Origin of the sequence: Kribbella sp. NPDC051936, assembly GCF_040680955.1 — a bacterium.
Taxonomy (GTDB): domain Bacteria; phylum Actinomycetota; class Actinomycetes; order Propionibacteriales; family Kribbellaceae; genus Kribbella.
On the sequence record NZ_JBFAXS010000006.1, the window covers coordinates 117,377 to 135,122 of the forward strand.

At 69.9% G+C, this 17,746-nt stretch carries 15 protein-coding genes; 7 read left to right on the forward strand and 8 right to left on the reverse strand.

Features of this window, described 5'->3' with window-relative positions; translation table 11 throughout:
- Window positions 1-6: 6 nt before the first annotated feature.
- From AB0L64_RS21630 to AB0L64_RS21640, 3 genes are all read right to left on the reverse strand, one after another.
- Window positions 7-927, reverse strand: a complete 921-nt coding sequence (locus tag AB0L64_RS21630) for an SPFH domain-containing protein (RefSeq protein ID WP_363712582.1) — start codon at window positions 925-927, stop codon at window positions 7-9.
- A complete protein-coding gene (locus AB0L64_RS21635; protein ID WP_359931971.1) occupies window positions 915-1,361 on the reverse strand; it encodes an NfeD family protein in 447 nt (148 codons plus the stop codon). The genes AB0L64_RS21630 and AB0L64_RS21635 overlap by 13 nt, the downstream gene beginning before the upstream one ends.
- 71 nt (window positions 1,362-1,432) lie before the next feature.
- A complete protein-coding gene (locus AB0L64_RS21640; RefSeq protein WP_363712584.1) occupies window positions 1,433-2,002 on the reverse strand; it encodes a winged helix-turn-helix domain-containing protein in 570 nt (189 codons plus the stop codon).
- A gap of 58 nt (window positions 2,003-2,060) precedes the next feature.
- Here AB0L64_RS21640 and AB0L64_RS21645 point away from each other — a divergent pair, with 58 nt between their 5' ends.
- From AB0L64_RS21645 to AB0L64_RS21670, 6 genes are all read left to right on the forward strand, one after another.
- The gene (locus tag AB0L64_RS21645) at window positions 2,061-3,284 is read left to right on the forward strand and encodes an MFS transporter (RefSeq protein WP_363712586.1); all 1,224 of its coding nucleotides are present in this window, start codon (window positions 2,061-2,063) and stop codon (window positions 3,282-3,284) included.
- A gap of 10 nt (window positions 3,285-3,294) precedes the next feature.
- Window positions 3,295-4,815, forward strand: coding sequence for a lysine--tRNA ligase (gene lysS / locus AB0L64_RS21650; RefSeq protein WP_363712588.1), 1,521 nt, complete (start codon window positions 3,295-3,297; stop codon window positions 4,813-4,815).
- Window positions 4,816-5,044: 229 nt separating this feature from the next.
- On the forward strand, window positions 5,045-5,374 hold the full coding sequence (locus tag AB0L64_RS21655; RefSeq protein WP_355694755.1) for an Lsr2 family protein: 330 nt from the start codon (window positions 5,045-5,047) through the stop codon (window positions 5,372-5,374).
- A 341-nt stretch (window positions 5,375-5,715) separates the two neighbouring features.
- Window positions 5,716-8,265 carry an ATP-dependent Clp protease ATP-binding subunit gene (locus tag AB0L64_RS21660; RefSeq protein WP_363712591.1) on the forward strand — a complete coding sequence of 850 codons (2,550 nt, stop codon included), beginning with the start codon at window positions 5,716-5,718 and terminating at the stop codon, window positions 8,263-8,265.
- A gap of 327 nt (window positions 8,266-8,592) precedes the next feature.
- Entirely contained in the window at window positions 8,593-10,575 is a 1,983-nt protein-coding gene (locus tag AB0L64_RS21665; RefSeq protein WP_363712593.1) for a kinetoplast-associated-like protein, read from the forward strand.
- 72 nt (window positions 10,576-10,647) lie between these two features.
- Window positions 10,648-11,598: a DivIVA domain-containing protein gene (locus AB0L64_RS21670; protein WP_359931988.1), complete on the forward strand. Its 951-nt coding sequence runs from the start codon at window positions 10,648-10,650 to the stop codon at window positions 11,596-11,598.
- A 54-nt stretch (window positions 11,599-11,652) separates the two neighbouring features.
- On the opposite strand, the gene AB0L64_RS21675 is transcribed toward AB0L64_RS21670, so the two are convergent.
- Window positions 11,653-12,543 (reverse strand): A/G-specific adenine glycosylase, encoded by an 891-nt coding sequence (locus tag AB0L64_RS21675; RefSeq protein ID WP_363712595.1) that lies wholly within the window; start codon window positions 12,541-12,543, stop codon window positions 11,653-11,655.
- Between the two features lie 23 nt (window positions 12,544-12,566).
- Here AB0L64_RS21675 and AB0L64_RS21680 point away from each other — a divergent pair, with 23 nt between their 5' ends.
- Entirely contained in the window at window positions 12,567-13,241 is a 675-nt protein-coding gene (locus AB0L64_RS21680) for a hypothetical protein (RefSeq protein ID WP_363712597.1), read from the forward strand.
- Here the strand turns inward: AB0L64_RS21680 and AB0L64_RS21685 are convergent.
- From AB0L64_RS21685 to AB0L64_RS21700, 4 genes are all read right to left on the reverse strand, one after another.
- Entirely contained in the window at window positions 13,229-14,746 is a 1,518-nt protein-coding gene (locus tag AB0L64_RS21685) for a DHA2 family efflux MFS transporter permease subunit (protein ID WP_363712599.1), read from the reverse strand. The genes AB0L64_RS21680 and AB0L64_RS21685 overlap by 13 nt on opposite strands.
- Window positions 14,722-15,294: a PadR family transcriptional regulator gene (locus tag AB0L64_RS21690; RefSeq protein ID WP_363712601.1), complete on the reverse strand. Its 573-nt coding sequence runs from the start codon at window positions 15,292-15,294 to the stop codon at window positions 14,722-14,724. Before AB0L64_RS21690 ends, AB0L64_RS21685 begins: the two co-directional genes overlap by 25 nt.
- A 115-nt stretch (window positions 15,295-15,409) precedes the next feature.
- The gene (disA, locus tag AB0L64_RS21695; protein ID WP_355694744.1) at window positions 15,410-16,504 is read right to left on the reverse strand and encodes a DNA integrity scanning diadenylate cyclase DisA; all 1,095 of its coding nucleotides are present in this window, start codon (window positions 16,502-16,504) and stop codon (window positions 15,410-15,412) included.
- Between the two features lie 179 nt (window positions 16,505-16,683).
- Entirely contained in the window at window positions 16,684-17,622 is a 939-nt protein-coding gene (locus tag AB0L64_RS21700) for a beta-ketoacyl-ACP synthase III (protein ID WP_363712604.1), read from the reverse strand.
- Between the last annotated feature and the right edge of the window lie 124 nt (window positions 17,623-17,746).

Consider the following 17,746-nt stretch of genomic DNA (forward strand, 5'->3'; position numbering starts at 1 on the left):
GGGCAACTATCCCCGGGAGATTTCAGGGTTGTGGCCGTTGTCCGACGGCACTTCCGACGGCACCTGGGGCGGCACCTGCGGCGCCACCATGGGGACCTCGCCGTTGAACGCCTTGGTGACGTTCTGCAGTGCGGTCGTGACCTCGGAGGGGATCACCCAGAACGTGTTGCCGGGTCCTTTGGCGAGCTCGGGGAGCATCTGCAGGTACTGGTACGCGAGCAGCTTCGGGTCCGGGTCGTTGCGGTGGATCGCCTCGAACACCGTGTCGATCGCCTTCGCCTGCCCCTCTGCGCGCAGGATCGCGGCCTGCCGCTCGCCCTCCGCGGTGAGGATCTTGGACTGCCGCTGGCCTTCGGCGGCCAGGATCGCGGCCCGCTTCTCGCGCTCGGCCCGCATCTGCTTCTCCATCGACTCCTTGATCGACGCCGGCGGCTCGATGCCCTTCAGCTCGACCCGATTCACCCGGATGCCCCACTTGCCGGACGCCTCGTCGAGGACGCCGCGCAGTGTCGAGTTGATGTGCTCGCGCGAGGTCAGCACCTTCTCCAGGTCCAGCGAACCGATGACGTTGCGCAACGTGGTCACGGTGAGCTGCTCGATCGCCTGGATGTAGTCGAAGATCTCGTACGCCGCCGCGCGCGGATCGGTCACCTGGAAGTACAGCACCGTGTCGATGTGGACGACCAGGTTGTCCTCGGTGATCACCGACCGCGGCTCGAACGAGACCACCTGCTCGCGCAGGTCGATCAGATGCCGGGGGCGGTCGACGAACGGGATCACGATGTTCAGCCCGGGTTCGAGCGTGCGCAGGTACCGGCCGAGGCGCTCGACGTTGCTGGCCCGGGCCTGCGGCACGATCCGTACCGTCCGCAGAACCAGGACGACGGCGAGCAGCGCGGCGACCAGTCCGATGATCAGTTCGGCCATGGTTCCTCCTGGGGATGCACGAGGGCGGTGGCTCCCTCGATCGCGAAGACGTCGACCCGGGTGCCCGCGGGGATGTGCAGGTGCGGGTCGTAGGAGCGTGCGCTCCACTCCTCGCCGCCGATCCGGACCCGCCCGGCGTCCCGGTCGCAGGCGGCGAGCACGACGGCCTCCCGGCCGATCAGCGCGGCGACGCCGGTGCGCAGCTTCGGGTGACCGGTCAGGTGCCGGCGCGCGATCGGGCGGACCAGCGTGACCATCGCGGCGGCGGTGACGGTGAACGCCAGCACCTGGAAGCCGATGCCGAGTCCGAGCGCCCCGATCCCGGCCGCGGCGAGCGCGGCGATCGCGAGCAGGAGCAGGTCGAAGGTCGCTGTCATCAACTCGGCCGAGCCGAGGACGGCGGCGACGATCAACCACAGGACCCAGGACTGCATGACGACCACCCGGCGGAGATAACCCTCTGCTTCGACGGTACTCCTGGATACGCCCGGAGGCAGCTAACGGTTCAGTCGCCCTTCGGGGCCTTCCCGATCGGTACGACGGCGATCAGCGAGCTGACCTGGCGCGCACCGGCCGGACGATCGGCCTGCGTCCGGTTCTCCTTGTACCGGTCGACCAGGTCGTTGAGCTCCTTGCCGAACCGCTGGGCTTCCTCGTGGGTGAGCCACAACCGGGAGCGGCTCAGCGAGCTGACGTCGTCCCACGGATCGTCCTCGGCCATCTCCGCGAACTGCTCGAGGACCCCGTCCACGGCGGTCCGCATGATCGCCTGGCCCGCCAGTCGCCCGGCGCCGCCGCTCTGCGAGTCGATCCGCAGGCTCGCCGCCCGGGCCCGCCACGGCCGCTCGCGGCCGTCGGCGGTCTCTTCGGCGCGCTCGATGATGCCCCACTTCTCCAGCGCGCGGAGGTGGTAGCTCATCGCCGACGGCGTCAGCCCGGCGATCTCGGCGCACTCGGTCGCGGTCAGCACCTGGCCGTTGTAGAGCTCGTCGATGACCCGCTGCCGCGCGGGGTGCGCCAGGGCGCGGATCGCGTGCGGATCGGTGATCACCACCGCGGGCTTCTGCTTGGCCACGACGTCAGCGTAGCGAACCCCTTGACGGATGGAAATGTGAAGCATTAACTTCATAACTATGAAGCAAATACTTCAGACCTCGATCTGGTCGCACCGGGACATCCGGCTCGTACTGCCCGCCCGCGCGCTGTCGTTCGCGGGTGACTCCATCGCGCTGATCGCGCTGATGCTGCGCGTCTCCGAAGGTCACGGCCCGGCCGCGATCACGGCCCTGCTGCTCGCGTTCGCCGTACCGACCGTCGCGATGATCCCGTTCGCCGGGCGGATCGTGGACGGCTTCGACTCGCGGACGGTTCTGGTCTGGTCAGGGCTGCTGCAGGTGGTGGCCGGGGTCGGGCTGGCCCTCGTGCACGATCTGGTCCACACGCTGGCGCTGGTCTGTGTGCTGCAGGTCGGCCAAGCTGTCGCCGGGCCCGCCTGGGGGGCGCTGATCCCGCGGATCGTCGGCGAGGATCTCGTCGGTCGCGCCACCGGGACGAGTCAGGCCCTGATCGGGGTTGCGATGCTCGCGGGTTCGGCGGCCGGTGGTGTGCTGGTGGGCTGGGCCGGGACCCGTGGCGCCCTGCTCGTCGACGCCGGGACCTTCCTGGTCCTGGTGCTCGTCGCGCAACTGGTCCAGACCCGTCGTCGGCCGGAGCCCGGCAGCGCCGACGAGGGCGGCGGGGTGTCGGCCGGCCTGCGCGCGATCTTCGGTGACGACCTGCTGCGCGTTCTGGTGCCGGCGATCTGGCTGTTCGTGGTCGCCGGCGAGGCGGTCAACGTCGTGGAGGTCTTCCTGATCACCGGCGAACTCGGTCTCGGGCCTTCCCTGTACGGCGCGGCGGGCGCGGCGACCGGCGCCGGGGCGATCCTCGGCGCCTGGTACAGCGGCCGGCTGAACGGTGACCGGTCCAGGGCCGCCGGAGTCGTTGTGGGGATGGCGGCCATCGGCGGGTCGAGCGTGCTGATGGGACTGGCCGGGAACCTCGTCACGCTGATGATCGGCGCCACTGCGATCGGCGTCGGCAGCGGGCTGCTGAACGCGGCCGCCAACGCGCTCGTGGTGACCAGGTCCGCGGAGACGGTCCGCGGCCGGGTGATCGCGGCCCTGAACGGCACGGTCCGGTCGTTCAGCATTCTCGCGATGCTGCTGGGCGGTCTGGCAGGTGCGGTGCTCGGTCCGCGAGGCACGTTCGTGACCTGTGGACTCGCGTGCGCGGTGGCCGCCGCGGTGGTCGGCGCCCTCGTCGCCCGGAGCACGGCCGGAACAAAGGATTCGGAGCTGGAGGCGGTCAGTCACTAGCCTTTGGGGCATGACTGATGCACACGTGGACCCGGTGAACCCCGACAGCGGGCAGGACGACCTGCCCGAGCAGATGCGGGTCCGCCGGGAGAAGCGTGACCGGCTGCTGGCGGAAGGAGTGCCGCCGTACCCGATCTCGGTGCCGCGGACGCACCTGCTGAAGGACCTGCGGGCCACGTACGACGCGCAGGACCTGGAGCCCGACACGCGGACCGGTCAGCAGGTCTCGGTGACCGGCCGGGTGATCTTCCTGCGCAACACCGGCAAGCTCTGCTTCGTCCGGCTCCGCGAGGGTGACGGGACCGAACTGCAGGTGATGCTGTCGCTGGCCGACCTCGGCGAGGAGGAGCTGGCCCGGTTCAAGCAGCTCGTCGACATCGGCGACCTGCTGTCGGTCCAGGGCGAGGTGATCACCAGCCGGCGCGGTGAGTTGTCCGTGCAGGCGACCACGTGGCAGATGGCCGCGAAGACGCTCCGCCCGCTGCCGAACGAGCACAAGCCGCTCAGCGAAGAGGCCCGTGTCCGGATGCGGTACGTCGACCTGATCGTGCGGCCCGAGGCGCGCGAGATGGTCCGCGCGAAGGCGGCCGTCCTCAAGGCGCTGCGCGCGACGTACGACGAGCGCGGCTTCGTCGAGGTCGAGACGCCGGTGCTGCAGCTGACCAACGGCGGCGCCGCGGCCCGGCCGTTCTCGACCCACCTGAACGCCTTCGACCAGGAGATGAAGCTGCGGATCGCGCTCGAGCTCGACCTCAAGCGGGCGATGATCGGCGGCGTCGACCGGGTCTACGAGATCGGCCGGACGTTCCGCAACGAGGGGCTGGACTCCACGCACTCGGCGGAATTCTCGATGATCGAGGCGTACGAGGCGTACGGCGATTACGACACGATGGCCGAGCTGATCCAGGAGCTGATCCGGAACGCCGGCCGCGCGATCGGTCGGACGACGGTCACCGGGCGCGACGGTTCGGTCATCGACGTGGAGCAGCCGTTCCGGCACGCGACGCTTTTCGGGCTGCTGTCCGAAGCTGTCGGCGAGAGCGTCGACGTGACCACCGACCTGCGCACACTGCTGAAGTTGGCCGAGCAGCACGACGTCGAGCTGCAGCCCGGCCGGAATGCCGGTGAGATCGCGGTCGACTTGTTCGAGAAGCTCTGCGAGCACACGCTGATCCAGCCCACCTTTGTGCGCGACTATCCGGAGTCGGCGCGGCCGCTGGCGAAGCCGCACCGGGAAATTCCCGGACTGGTCGAGGCCTGGGACCTGTTCTTCAACGGGGTCGAGCTCGGGGTCGCCTACTCCGAGCTGAACGACCCGGTGATCCAGCGCGATCGCCTGGAGGCACAGTCGTTGCAGGCCGCGGCCGGCGACCCGGAGGCGATGGAACTCGACGAGGACTTCCTGCGCGCGATGGAATTCGGGATGCCGCCGGCCGGCGGGATGGGGATGGGCCTGGACCGCTTGGTGATGTTGCTCACCGGGACCGGTATCCGGGAGACGATTCTGTTCCCGTTGCTCCGTCCGGAGTGATTTCGGCAATCCCCGTGCAGGTCGTTGCGTAGCACAACGGACGGCCTTCGCAAATCCAGGGTCCGAATTCATTCCGGACGGGCCGGTTCGAACCGGGCGAATACTCAAGGTAACCGAGGATGCGCAGCGTCGATGAATGACAAGTGCCTGGTTTGTGCGGTACAAATCAGGTGCTAACAATTCGGCAGGGGGATTGTGCCCGATGGCGGGCGCGGAAAGGTTGTCATCGATGGCGCAAAGGGTGCAGGTGGTTCTCGAGGACGATCTCGACGGCGGTAAGGCCGACGAGACCGTGACCTTCGGGCTGGACGGAACGACGTACGAGATCGACCTGTCCAAGAAGAATGCCGCCAAACTGCGCGACGCCCTCGCCGCGTATGTCGGCTCCGGCCGCCGGGTGGCCGGCCGCCGCGGCGCGACCGGCCGGGCGCGGGGCCGTGGCCGGTCGGCCTCGGACTCCGCGGACATCCGGGCCTGGGCGAAGGAGAACGGCTACGAGGTCAGCGAGCGCGGCCGGATCTCGGCCGAGGTGCGCGCGGCGTACAACGAAGCCAAGTAATTTCCAGCTGCCGTCGGTCCCGGCACCCGCATCGGGTGTCGGGACCGTCCGCATTCCGGTTGTTTCACAGAGTGGGACACGGCGTGTCGGATGCGATCGCTGAGTCGGCAGGTAGTTCGGCGGAATTCGCTGGTGGCGAACAAGCTGTCGGATCACGGTGAACCGGGAACACGCTGGTGATCAGTGCGGTTGTTCCCTTGTGATGCCGACCTGAAGGCCGATGGACGCGTGATCGGGTGTTCGCCGAGAGCGAGCCTGTCGGCACCGGGGACTAGCATGCATGTACGGGGGTCGGCCACCACGGCACGTCCGACTCCTCTGAGGCAAGGAGCGCTTTGGCGATGTTTGAACGATTTACGGACCGCGCCCGTCGGGTAGTCGTCCTGGCACAGGAAGAGGCCAGGATGCTCAGCCACAACTACATCGGGACCGAGCACATCCTGCTCGGCCTGATCCACGAGGGTGAGGGTGTCGCCGCCAAGGCTCTCGAGAGCCTGGGTATCTCGCTCGAGGCCGTTCGTTCCCAGGTCGAGGAGATCATCGGCCAGGGGCAGCAGGCACCGAGCGGGCACATCCCGTTCACCCCCCGCGCCAAGAAGGTGCTGGAGCTCTCCCTGCGTGAGGCCCTGCAGTTGGGCCACAACTACATCGGCACCGAGCACATCCTGCTCGGCCTCATCCGCGAGGGTGAGGGTGTCGCCGCGCAGGTCCTGGTCAAGCTCGGTGCGGACCTGAACAAGGTCCGGCAGCAGGTCATCCAGCTGCTGAGCGGATACCAGGGCAAGGAGACCACCGCCGCCGGCGGTGCGCCCACCGAGGGCGCGCCCAGCAGCTCCCTGGTGCTCGACCAGTTCGGCCGGAACTACACCCAGTCCGCTCGTGAGGCGAAGCTCGACCCGGTGATCGGGCGCGAGACCGAGATCGAGCGGGTCATGCAGGTGCTGTCCCGGCGGACCAAGAACAACCCTGTCCTGATCGGTGAGCCGGGCGTCGGCAAGACCGCCATCGTGGAGGGTCTGGCCCAGCAGATCGTCCGCGGTGACGTCCCGGAGACGCTGAAGGACAAGCAGATCTACTCCCTCGACCTGGGCGCCCTGGTGGCCGGTTCGCGCTATCGCGGCGATTTCGAGGAGCGCCTGAAGAAGGTGCTGAAGGAGATCCGCACCCGCGGCGACATCGTGCTGTTCATCGACGAGATCCACACCCTCGTCGGGGCCGGTGCGGCCGAGGGCGCGATCGACGCGGCGAGCATCCTGAAGCCGATGCTGGCCCGCGGTGAGCTGCAGACCATCGGCGCCACCACCCTCGACGAGTACCGCAAGTACGTCGAGAAGGACGCCGCCCTGGAGCGCCGTTTCCAGCCGATCCAGGTGGCCGAGCCCTCGATCGCGCACACGATCGAGATCCTCAAGGGCCTCCGCGACCGGTACGAGGCGCACCACCGGGTGACGATCACCGACGCCGCGCTGGTGAACGCCGCGCAGATGGCCGACCGGTACATCTCGGACCGGTTCCTGCCGGACAAGGCGATCGACCTGATCGACGAGGCCGGCGCCCGGCTCCGGATCCGCCGGATGACCGCGCCGCCGGACCTGCGCGAGTTCGACGAGAAGATCGCGACCGTGCGCCGGGAGAAGGAATCGGCGATCGACGCGCAGGACTTCGAGCGCGCCGCGCGGCTGCGCGACGACGAGAAGAAGCTGATCAACGCGAAGTCCGAGCGTGAGAAGCAGTGGAAGGCCGGCGACATGGACGTCGTCGCCGAGGTCGACGAGGAGCTGATCGCCGAGGTGCTCAGCACCGCGACCGGCATCCCGGTGTTCAAGCTGACCGAGGAGGAGTCCTCGCGGCTGCTGGACATGGAGAAGGAGCTGCACAAGCGCTACATCGGCCAGGAAGACGCGGTCAAGGCGCTGTCCCGCTCGATCCGGCGGACTCGCGCCGGCCTGAAGGACCCGCGGCGCCCGAGCGGCTCGTTCATCTTCGCCGGCCCGTCCGGTGTCGGTAAGACCGAGCTGTCGAAGGCGCTGACCGAGTTCCTGTTCGGCGACGAGAACGCGCTGATCAGCCTCGACATGTCGGAGTACTCGGAGAAGCACACGGCCTCCCGGCTGTTCGGTTCGCCTCCTGGGTACGTCGGCTACGAAGAGGGCGGCCAGCTGACCGAGAAGGTGCGCCGCAAGCCGTTCAGCGTGGTGCTGTTCGACGAGGTCGAGAAGGCCCACCCGGACATCTTCAACTCGCTGCTGCAGATCCTGGACGAGGGTCGTCTGACCGACGCCCAGGGCCGCGTGGTCGACTTCAAGAACACCGTGATCATCATGACCACCAACCTGGGCACGAAGGACATCGCGAAGTCGGTCTCCCTCGGCTTCTCCCAGGCGAACGACGTCACGGGTTCGTACGAGAAGATGAAGGCGAAGGTCACCGAGGAGCTGAAGCAGCACTTCCGGCCGGAGTTCCTGAACCGCGTGGACGAGATCGTCGTCTTCCACCAGCACACGATGGACGACATCGTCCGGATCGTGGACCTGATGGTGGCGCAGATCGAGCAGCGCCTGAAGGACAAGGACATGGGCATCGAGCTCACGCCGGCGGCGAAGGAACTCGTCGCGAAGCGCGGCTTCGACCCGGTCCTGGGCGCCCGCCCGCTGCGCCGCGCACTGCAGCGCGACGTGGAGGACGTGCTGGCCGAGAAGATCCTGTTCGGGGAGCTGCGTCCCGGCCAGATCGTGCTCGTCGACGCCGCGCCGGAAGGCACGGTCAACGACGACGGCCTGACCGAGTACTTCACCTTCACCGGTAACCAGAAGTCCTCGACGTCCGACCTGGAGCTCACCGACCTGACCACCGGCGGCTCCACCGGCAGCACCGGTCTGCAGGACACGTGATCGACCGCTGATCACCCAGAAGGCCCCGCGCAACCGCGCGGGGCCTTCTGCTGTCCGGCGCCCGCCGGGTGTACTCCGATCCACCCCGGCGTACCGAAAGGACACGCCTGATTTGCGCGCATGCTACTGATTGGTCGTATCGTCCTGCGGAGCGTGATCAACTCGGTGCCTGAACGGCTTCCGTCCGCCTTCGGTTCGATGGGAAGATCGCGCGACTGCTGATGAAGCAGTTACCTACCGCCTGTCTACCGCGTTGTTAACCCTGTGAGCACGCTGTTCGGACCCGGACTGTCGGAAAGGGGGCCGGGAATGGAATCATCTCGTCGCATGGACGCTCCGCGTCTGCCGCTGACCCAGGAACCGGTCGCCGACACCGGTTCCTTTGGCGTGCGGCAGGCGGGCGGGGTGCTCGAGCGGGCCCAGCGGATCGCCGACACACTCCGCGAGCAGGCCGAGCACGAGAACGATCTCGCCCGCGACGAGGCGAGCCGGACCCGCACCGAGACCGAGCGGCTGAAGGCCGACGCCGAGGCCGCCGCGAAGAAGCTCCGGGCCGACGCGATGACGGCCGCCCAGCGCGTCCTGAACGACGCCGAGCGGGCCGCCGAGCAACTCCGTGCCGAGTCCACCACCGAAGCCGAGCGGGTCCGCTCCGAGGCCGAGGAAGCCGCGGACCGGCTCCGTGCCGAGTCCACCGCCGACGCCGAGCGGGTCCGGCGGGATGCCGCCGCCGCGGCCGAGAAGCTGACCTCCGAGGCGACCGCCGACGCCGAGCGGGTGCGCCGGGAGGCGGCCGCGATCGCGGAGCGGCTGAAGGTCGAATCCGAGTCCGCCGCCGAGGAGCTCCGGGCGACGGTCGCCGACGAGGTGGCCCGGCGCCGCGCCGACTCGGAGCAGGCGGCCGACCGGCTGCGCGCCGAGAGCGAGGCGGCCGCCGAGAAGCTGCGGGTCGAGTCCCAGGCGGCGGCGGACCGGCGGCTCGCGGCCGCCGAGAGCGAGGCCGCCCGGTTGCGGGAGGAGGCCGACGACCTGCTCGAAGAGGCCCAGCTGGCCCGCGAGTCGGCGCAGGCGATGGTCGACCGGGCCGGTCGGGAGGCGCAGCAACTGGTCGCCGACGCCGGTGAGCAGGCCGCCCTGGTGTCCCAGGCCGCCGTCCGCAACGAGGCCGATCTGATCGCCCGGGCCGAGACCGAGGCGAGCGAGCTGCGGGCCGCGGTCGAGCGCGAGGTCGAGGCGGCTCGCGAGCGGTCCCGCATCGAGATCGCCGAGGCCCATGCCGAGATCGAGCGGCTGCGCGGCGAGAACCGCACCGAGCTGGAACGCCGGACGGCGGAGCTGGAGGAGACCGAGCGGGCCAAGCTGGCCGCGATCTCGCTGGAGATCGACAAGCTGCGGGCCGAGGCGGTCGCCGAGATCGCCGAGCGCAAGGCCGAGACCGAGGCCGGCAACGAGCGGCTGATGGCCGACGCCCGGGCCCAGGCCAAGCTCGTCGTGGACTCGATCGAGGCGGACCGCCGGACGGCCGCGGCCGAGGCGCAGCGGATCGTCGAGGAGGCGAACAAGGCGGCCGAGGCGGCGCTGGCCGAGGCCGAGAAGCAGACGCTGTGGAGCCGGAAGACCGTCGACGACCTGATCGCCGCCGCGGAGTCCGAGGCGCAGTCGATCCGCGCGCAGGCCGCCGCCGACGCGGACAAGTACCTGAAGCAGAAGCGCGCGCACCTGCGGCGCGTGGTCGGCCGGTCGACCAGCCGGCTCAGGCAGACCCAGGAAGCGATCGCCCGGGAGAACGCCGAGCTGACCCAGCTCGCCGAGACCACGCTGTACTCGGCCGGCGAGCAGGCCGAGTCGACGCTGGCCTCGGCCAAGCAGGAGGCCGAGAAGGTCACTGCCCAGGCGCAGGCCCGGGCGGACCGGCTGCGGACGTCCGCCGCGCAGGACGCGCGGGAGATCATCGAGCGGGCGAACCGCCGCGAGGCCGAGGCGGAGGCGAGCACCCAGGTCCTGCGCGAGCGCGCCGCCAACGACCTGTCCGAGGCGCAGCGCCAGTCGCACGAGCTGATCCGCAAGTCCCGCGCCGAGGCCCAGCAGCTCGAGGCCCAGGCCCGCGAGCACGCCGACACCCTGCGTGCCCAGGCCCGAAAACTTCTCGCCGACGCCGAGGCGAGGGTCGCGGCGCTGAACCAGCGCCGTGATGAGATCACCAAGGAGCTCACCCAGCTTTCGGGTGTGATCGAGGCACTCGCTGTACCGGGGTTCCGCCCAGGTGGTGGAATGTCTTCCAGTGAGGGTTCCACGGGGGAATCAGGATGAGGACGTGACAGTCAGATCCTTGTCAGTGACAATGTGTGATCCACCCACCCATCGAAGTGAGCATCGGAAAACATGAGCAGTGAAAGCCCAACCCCGTTCCGTACCGTTCTGCGTGGCTACGAGCCTGCCCAGGTGGACCAGCACATCCGTGAGCTGACCACCTCCCTGACCGCGTTGCAGCAGCAGTCCGAGCAGCTGCAGCGGCACGTCCAGGAGCTGCAGTCCCGCACGGACGCTGCGGAGGCGGCCGTCATCTCCGCCCAGGAGGACTCCAAGGACCGCGCGCCGACGTTCACCGAGTTCGGCGAGCGGGTCGCGAAGATCCTGTCGCTGGCCGACGACGAGGCCCGCGACCTGGTGACCCGCGCCCGCACCGACGCGGAGGCGATCGTCGCCGACGGTGAGGCGCACGCGAAGAAGGTCCGCAAGGAGGCCGAGCAGTACTCCCTGGACTGGAAGAGCGAGGTCGACGCCGAGGCTGCCCGGATCCTCGAGGAGGCCCGGACCCAGGCCGACGACATGCGCGACGAGGCCGAGCGCGACGCGACCGCGCGCCGCAGCGAGGCCCAGGCGCTGTACGAGCAGGAGCGGGCCAAGTCCGCTCAGGCCGCGGCCGCCTTCGAGACCACCCTGGCCGAGCGCCGGGGCAAGGTCGAGCAGGAGTTCGCCGCCCGCACGGCGCTGGCCGAGCAGCAGCTGGCCGCCGTCACCGACCGCGCCGCGCAGGTGCAGCGGGAGGCCGACCGGTCGCGTTCCGAGGCCGAGCGGCTGTCCCAGCAGCAGCTGGCCGACGCGAACCGGCAGGCCCAGGAGATCGTCGCCGCCGCGAAGGACAAGGCCGAGCGGATCCGTGCCGAGTCCGAGCGTGAGCTCGCGGCCGCGACGCAGCGCCGGGACAGCATCAACGCGCAGCTGACCAACGTCCGCCAGATGCTGGCGACGCTGTCCGGCCAGCCGGCGATGCCGCTCGACCTGCTGGCCGACGACGAGCAGGACGCCACCACCGGCAGCAAGAAGAACTGAAGTACCACCATTCAAGAAGCCGGCTCGAGACCTTCGAGCCGGCTTCTTGGTGTGTCAGCCCGGCAGACGGTAGCGACCGCGTGCGAGGGGCTCGACGAGGCCGTCGGCAACCAGTCCGTCGAGGGCGCGTTCGCGCTGGGCGGCGTCGGGCCAGGAAGCGTCCAGTCCGGACTTCGGTACCGGCGCCGACGCGGCCCGCAGGACGGCCAGGAGCCGGCCGCGGGCCTGGCGGTCGGTGCCTTCGTACGTCTGGCCCCGCCGCGGCGGGCCGTCGTACGGCGGGCTTCCGGCGAGGACCCAGGCGCACCGGGACCGGATCGGGCAATCGGCGCAGCGCGGCGTCCGGGCGGTGCAGACCAGAGCGCCGAGCTCCATCGACGCCACCGCCCACCGGGCGGCTGTGGTCCGGTCGGCGGGCAGGGCGCTGACGGCGAGCCGCTGGTCGGCCGCGGTGGGGGAGATGCTCGGCTGGGCGACGCCGGTCAGGGCCCGGGCGAGGACCCGGCGGACGTTCGTGTCGACGACCGCGTGCCGCTGACCGAACGCGAAGGACGCGATCGCGGCGGCCGTGTAGGTCCCGACTCCGGGCAGTGCGAGCAGGGCGTCGTGGTCGTCCGGCACTTCACCGCCGTGACGCTCCACAATCGCCTGAGCGGCCGCGTGCAGGCGCAGGGCGCGCCTGGGGTAGCCGAGCCGGTCCCAGGCCCGCACAGCCTCACCAGGAGCCTCTGCGGCCAGGTCCACCGGCTTCGGCCACCGCTCCAGCCAGCGCCGGTACGCCGGCAGCACCCGGTTCACCGGTGTCTGCTGCAGCATGAACTCGCTGACCATCACGGCCCACGCGCCGGCGCCGGGCTCCCGCCACGGCAGATCCCGCGCGTTCGCGTCGTACCAGCGCAGTACTGGGTCATGGATGGCCGACGGCGAGCCTGAGTGGTCCTGCACAAGGCCGATATTAGAGTGCGCTTATGAGCAGCCTGCTCCGTCCGGTCGGGCACCTGCCCGCCAGCGTCTACTGGTTCCGGCGCGGACTTGTGCTCGCGGTCGTCGTGGTCCTGGTCGTCCTGATCTCCCGGCTGTTCGCCGGCGGTGGCGACGACACCACGAACGCTGCCTCGTCGGACCCGCAACCGAACCCGACCGGCGCCGCGCCGGTCTCCACCCCGACGCCGACCCCGAGCACCGGGCAGAGCACCGGGTCGGGGACGACGACGGCGTCCCCGACGCCGAAGCCGACGAAGACCACGCCGCGCGGCGACCAGCCCTGTGAGGGCTCGGACCTGACCGTCGCGGCCCTGCCCGCGAACCGGAAGATCGTCTCCGGCTCGGTGCTGAACTTCGTCGTCCAGCTGAACCCGGTCGACGAGGGCTGCAAGGCGACCGTCAACGCCGACAAGCTGACGGTCACGGTGACGTCCGGCAACGATCTGATCTGGAGCACCACCCAATGCGACAAGGTGATCCAGACCGCCACCCTCGTCGTTGCCAAGGGCAAACAAGCGGCCGTCACCGTGCCCTGGAACGGACGTCGGTCCAGGCCTGGCTGCCTTCCGGGTCAACCGGTCGCCAAGCCCGGAACCTATGTCGTCAAGGCCGAGTACGACGGCCGCTTGTCGAGCCTGCAGGCGTTTCAGGTGGTCTGATCAGCCGGCTGTGCCGACTCGGCGGGCTGCTTCTTCAGGTGGCTGGGTGCGGTGAACATCAATGCGGCGGCCAGGCCGATCAACAGCACGAGTGCCGGCAGCACCAGTGACTGTGCCATCGCGTCGCTGAACCCGGGCCGGATCATCTCGGGCAGCTGTCCGGCCGAGAACCCTTCGCCCGCGGGTGTCCCGCCGGCCGCCGCCGGCAGGTTGTGCGCCAGCCGCGACTCCATCAGTACGGCGATGCTCGCGCTGCCCAGGACCGCGCCGACCTGCCGGGTCGTGTTGTAGACGCCGGCCCCGGCGCCGGCCTGGTGCAGCGGGAGGTTCCGCGTGGCCGTCGTACCGATCGGCGCCCACATGAAGCCGTTGGCGACACCCAGCAGCGCGATCGGCAGCAGCAGCTCCCAGATCGGCATGTCGGGCTCGATCACCTGGCTCATCCAGAACAGCGACGTCGAGCAGCACAGCAGCCCGAACCCGGCGATGAACCGCGGCGGCGTCCGGTCGACCAGCCGCCCGACGAACGGCGCCAGCGCACCCGAGATGACCGCCATCGGGACCAGCAGCAGCGCCGACCGGGTGGGGGTCAGGCCGCGCACCGCCTGCGCCCACAGCATCAACGGGAACGCCATCGCCGTGATCGCGAACCCGACCGTGGTGATCGCGACGTTCGCCAGCGAGAAGTTCCGGTCCCTGAACAGGCCGAGCGGGAGCAGCGGCTCGCCCCGGGTGCGGGACTGCCAGAAGACGAAGGCCGCCAGGACGACCAGCCCGGCGATGATCAGCGACCACACCGTGATCGGGCCCTTGATCTGGCCCCAGTCGTACTTCTGCCCCTCCTGGATGCCGAACACCAGCAGGAACAACCCGACCGCGCTGAGCACGACGCCGATCAGGTCGAACTTGTGCTCGTGCGTCGGCAGGTCCGGCACCAGGCGCATCGCCAGCACGAACCCGACCACACCGACCGGCGCGTTGATGAAGAAGATCCACTGCCAGCCGAGGCTGTCGACGAGCACGCCGCCGAGGATCGGGCCGACCAGTGTGGCGACGCCGGCGGTCGCGCCCCACAGGCTCATCGCCCGGCCGCGCTGGTCCGGCGGGAAGATCCGGGTGATGACCGCCATCGTCTGCGGCGTCATCATCGAGGCGCCGAGGCCCTGGAACACGCGGGCCACGATCAGCAGCTCGATGGTGTTCGTCAGGCCGCACCACACCGACGCCAGCGTGAACAGCGCCAGCCCGGTCAGGTACAGCTTCTTCGGGCCGACCCGGTCGCCCAGGCGGCCGGTGATCAGCAGCGGTACGGCGTACGCGAGCAGGTACGCGCTGGTGACCCAGACGACCGTGCCGACGTCGGAGCCGAAGTCCTCGAGGATCGCCGGGGTCGCGACCGAGACGATGGTGGAGTCGACCAGGATCATGAAGAAGCCGAGCACCAGCGCCCACAACGCCGGCCACGGCCGGATCTCGGGCTTCACTGAGTCTTGCGGGATAGCCATTCCAAGTCCTTGCTCTCGATGCGTTCGACGGTGCCGGCGAGCCACGCGCGCTCGGCCGCGATCTGGCCCCGGACATAGTCCGCGGCCATCCAGTACCGCTCCGGTACGCCGGAGGACCGCGCGAGGCCGATCGCCTCGTCGACGTCGGCCAGCCAGCGGTCCAGGTCCTCGACCCGCCGGCGCAGCCGCAGCACCGCGTCGTCGGCCTCCAGGTTGTGTGCCTCGCTCAGTACCACCGGGAACAGCGGGTATTCGTAGACGAAGCTCTCCAGCCCGCTCTCCACCCGGCGGGTGAGCGCCGCGTTCCCCTCCTGGGTGATCTCGTACGTCGTCCGTTCCGGGCGGTTCCCGGCGCGCTCGGTGCCGGTCGCGCGGACGTACTGCTGCCCGGCCAGCCGCTCGACCGTGTGGTAGAGCGAGCCGGGCCGGACCTTGACGATCCGGTTGTTGTGGCGGCTCAGCAGCAGTTGGTACATCTCGTACGCGTGCATCGGCCGCTCGTTCAGCAGCGCCAGCACGGAGATCGCCAACGGCGTCAGCTCGGGCATTATCCTCCAAACGGAATGTTCCATGTGGAGTATTCGCCGCCGCGGGCAGGAATGCAAGATGGCCCCCGGTTCTTTCACGAACCGGGGGCGTCAGGTGACCGTCAGTGGCGAGGCCCTACACGTAGCGCTCCAAGATGCTGGACTCGGCCAGCCGGGACAGGCCCTCGCGGACCGTGCGGGCCCGGTTCTCGCCGACGCCCTCGACCGTCTGCAGGTCGTCGATGCTTGCCGCGAGCAACTTCTGGAGGTGGCCGAAGTGGTCGATCAACCGGTCGATCACGGCGCCCGGCAGCCGCGGCACCTTGGCCAGCAGGCGGTAGCCGCGCGGGGTGACCGCCGCGTCCAGCTGCTCGGCGCCGCCGAGCTGCAGCGCCCGGGCGACCTGGCCGATGTCCAGCAGGTCGGTCGGGCTCACGGCGTCCAGCTCGAGCAGGACGTCGTCCGCGGTCTTCGGCCGGCGACCCGTGGCCGGCGGCAGGTAGTCGCGGACGACCAGCTCACGCTCACCGGCCACGCCCGCGACGAGCTCGTTGAGCTGCAGGGTGAGCAGCCGGCCGTCGGTGCCGAGCTCGACGACGTACCCGTCGATCTCGGTGGCGATCCGGCGGACCATCTCCAGCCGCTGCGCGACCGCGGCCACGTCCCGGACCGTGACCAGGTCCTCGATCTCGAGTGCGGACAGCGTGCCGGACACCTCGTCGAGGCGCAGCTTGTAGCGCTCGAGGGTGGCCAGGGCCTGGTTGGCGCGGGACAGGATCGCGCCGGAGTCCTCGAGCACGTACCGCTGGTCGTCGACGTACAGCGCGATGATGTGCATCGACTGCGAGACCGAGATCACCGGGAACCCGGTCTGCCGCGCGACGCGGTCCGCGGTGCGGTGCCGGGTGCCGGTCTCCTGGGTGACGATCGACGGGTCCGGCATCAGGTGCACGGCGGCCTGGATCAGCCGGGTGGCGTCCCGGTCCAGGACGATCGCGCCGTCCATCTTGCTGAGTTCGCGCAACCCGGTCGCGGTGAACTCGACGTCGATCTCGAAGCCGCCGGTGGAGATCGCGTCCACGGCCTTGTCGTGTCCGAGCACGATCAGCGCGCCGGTCCGGCCGCGCAGGATCCGTTCCAGGCCTTCGCGTAGTTCGGTACCCGGCGCCACCGCCGCGAGCGTCGCGCGGAGCCGGGCGCCGGTGCTGTTCTTGTCCGTGTTCGCCGCCACGGAACCTGAGTCTATGCGGTCCGGCGCGTGCCGACGCGCCGATATCCGCAGGCTCGTCCGGTCGGGCCGCCGCCGATCGGCGAGCGGTCGCGAATGCGCGTGCACCCGCCCGTGCATCGGACCGTGCAGTCCCCGTTTCCCGCGTGGATCGGGCGTCGGGAGGGCCGACGCCTGTCACGTCAGGGGCAGCGGATGACCTGACCGGCGTACGACAGGCCGCCGCCGAATCCGAACAGCAGTACCGGCGCGCCGGACGGGATCTCGCGCTTCTCGACCAGTTTCGACAACGCGATCGGGATGCTCGCGGCCGAGGTGTTGCCGGACTCCACGACGTCCTTGGCGACCACCGCGTTGACCGCGCCGAGGCGTTTGGCGAGCGGCTCGATGATCCGCAGGTTGGCCTGGTGCAGGACGACGCCGCCGAGCTCCTCCGGCTTCAGGCCGGCCTTCTCGCAGACCTGCTTGGCGATCTCCGGCAGTTGCGTGGTGGCCCAGCGGAAGACGCTCAGACCCTCCTGCTGGAACGGGCCCTCGCGCCCTTCGATGCGGACCGCGTCGGACATCTCCGGGACCGAACCCCAGACCACCGGACCGACGCCCGGGTCCTCGTCGGCGACCAGGACCGCGGCGCCCGCGCCGTCGCCGATCAGCACGCAGGTGGTGCGGTCGGTCCAGTCGGTCCAGTCGCTGAGCTTCTCGACGCCGATCACCAGCGCCTTCGAGGCGGCGCCGGCCCGGATCGCCTGGTCGGCGGTGGCCAACGCGTACGCGAAGCCCGAGCACGCGGTGTTCAGGTCGATGGCGGCCGGGTTGCCGAGGCCGAGCCGGGCGGCGACCCGGGCCGCGATGTTCGGCGACCGGTCGATCGCGGTGCAGGTGGCGACCACGACGTAGTCGATCTCGGCGACGTCCAGGCCGGCGTTCGCGATCGCCTTGTCGGCGGCGCGCCAGGCCATCTCGTCGACCTGCTCGTCCGGGGCCGCGATCCGCCGCTCGCGGATGCCGACCCGGCTCTGGATCCACTCGTCGTTGGTCTCGACCATGGTCGCGAGCTCGTCGTTGGTGAGCACCCGTTCCGGCTGGTAGTGGCCGAGCGCGACAACTCTGGATCCGGTCATCAGGTCTCCTGTGGTCATCGACGTACGCCGGTGCTCCACACTGAACCCGGCGAGGGGCGCCCCCAGCGTACGTTCCCGGACCAGCGGCTGGTGATCCCCCGTCTCAGCTGTGGCGTGCGCCACA

Coding starts and splice junctions, on each gene's coding strand:
- AB0L64_RS21630 (WP_363712582.1), bottom strand. CDS start 927: ATGGCCGAACTGATCATCGGACTGGTCGCCGCGCTGCTCGCCGTCGTC.
- AB0L64_RS21635 (WP_359931971.1), bottom strand. CDS start 1,361: ATGCAGTCCTGGGTCCTGTGGTTGATCGTCGCCGCCGTCCTCGGCTCG.
- AB0L64_RS21645 (WP_363712586.1), top strand. CDS start 2,061: ATGAAGCAAATACTTCAGACCTCGATCTGGTCGCACCGGGACATCCGG.
- lysS (WP_363712588.1), top strand. CDS start 3,295: ATGACTGATGCACACGTGGACCCGGTGAACCCCGACAGCGGGCAGGAC.
- AB0L64_RS21655 (WP_355694755.1), top strand. CDS start 5,045: ATGGCGCAAAGGGTGCAGGTGGTTCTCGAGGACGATCTCGACGGCGGT.
- AB0L64_RS21660 (WP_363712591.1), top strand. CDS start 5,716: ATGTTTGAACGATTTACGGACCGCGCCCGTCGGGTAGTCGTCCTGGCA.
- AB0L64_RS21665 (WP_363712593.1), top strand. CDS start 8,593: ATGGACGCTCCGCGTCTGCCGCTGACCCAGGAACCGGTCGCCGACACC.
- AB0L64_RS21670 (WP_359931988.1), top strand. CDS start 10,648: ATGAGCAGTGAAAGCCCAACCCCGTTCCGTACCGTTCTGCGTGGCTAC.
- AB0L64_RS21680 (WP_363712597.1), top strand. CDS start 12,567: ATGAGCAGCCTGCTCCGTCCGGTCGGGCACCTGCCCGCCAGCGTCTAC.
- AB0L64_RS21685 (WP_363712599.1), bottom strand. CDS start 14,746: ATGGCTATCCCGCAAGACTCAGTGAAGCCCGAGATCCGGCCGTGGCCG.
- AB0L64_RS21690 (WP_363712601.1), bottom strand. CDS start 15,294: ATGCCCGAGCTGACGCCGTTGGCGATCTCCGTGCTGGCGCTGCTGAAC.
- AB0L64_RS21700 (WP_363712604.1), bottom strand. CDS start 17,622: ATGACCGGATCCAGAGTTGTCGCGCTCGGCCACTACCAGCCGGAACGG.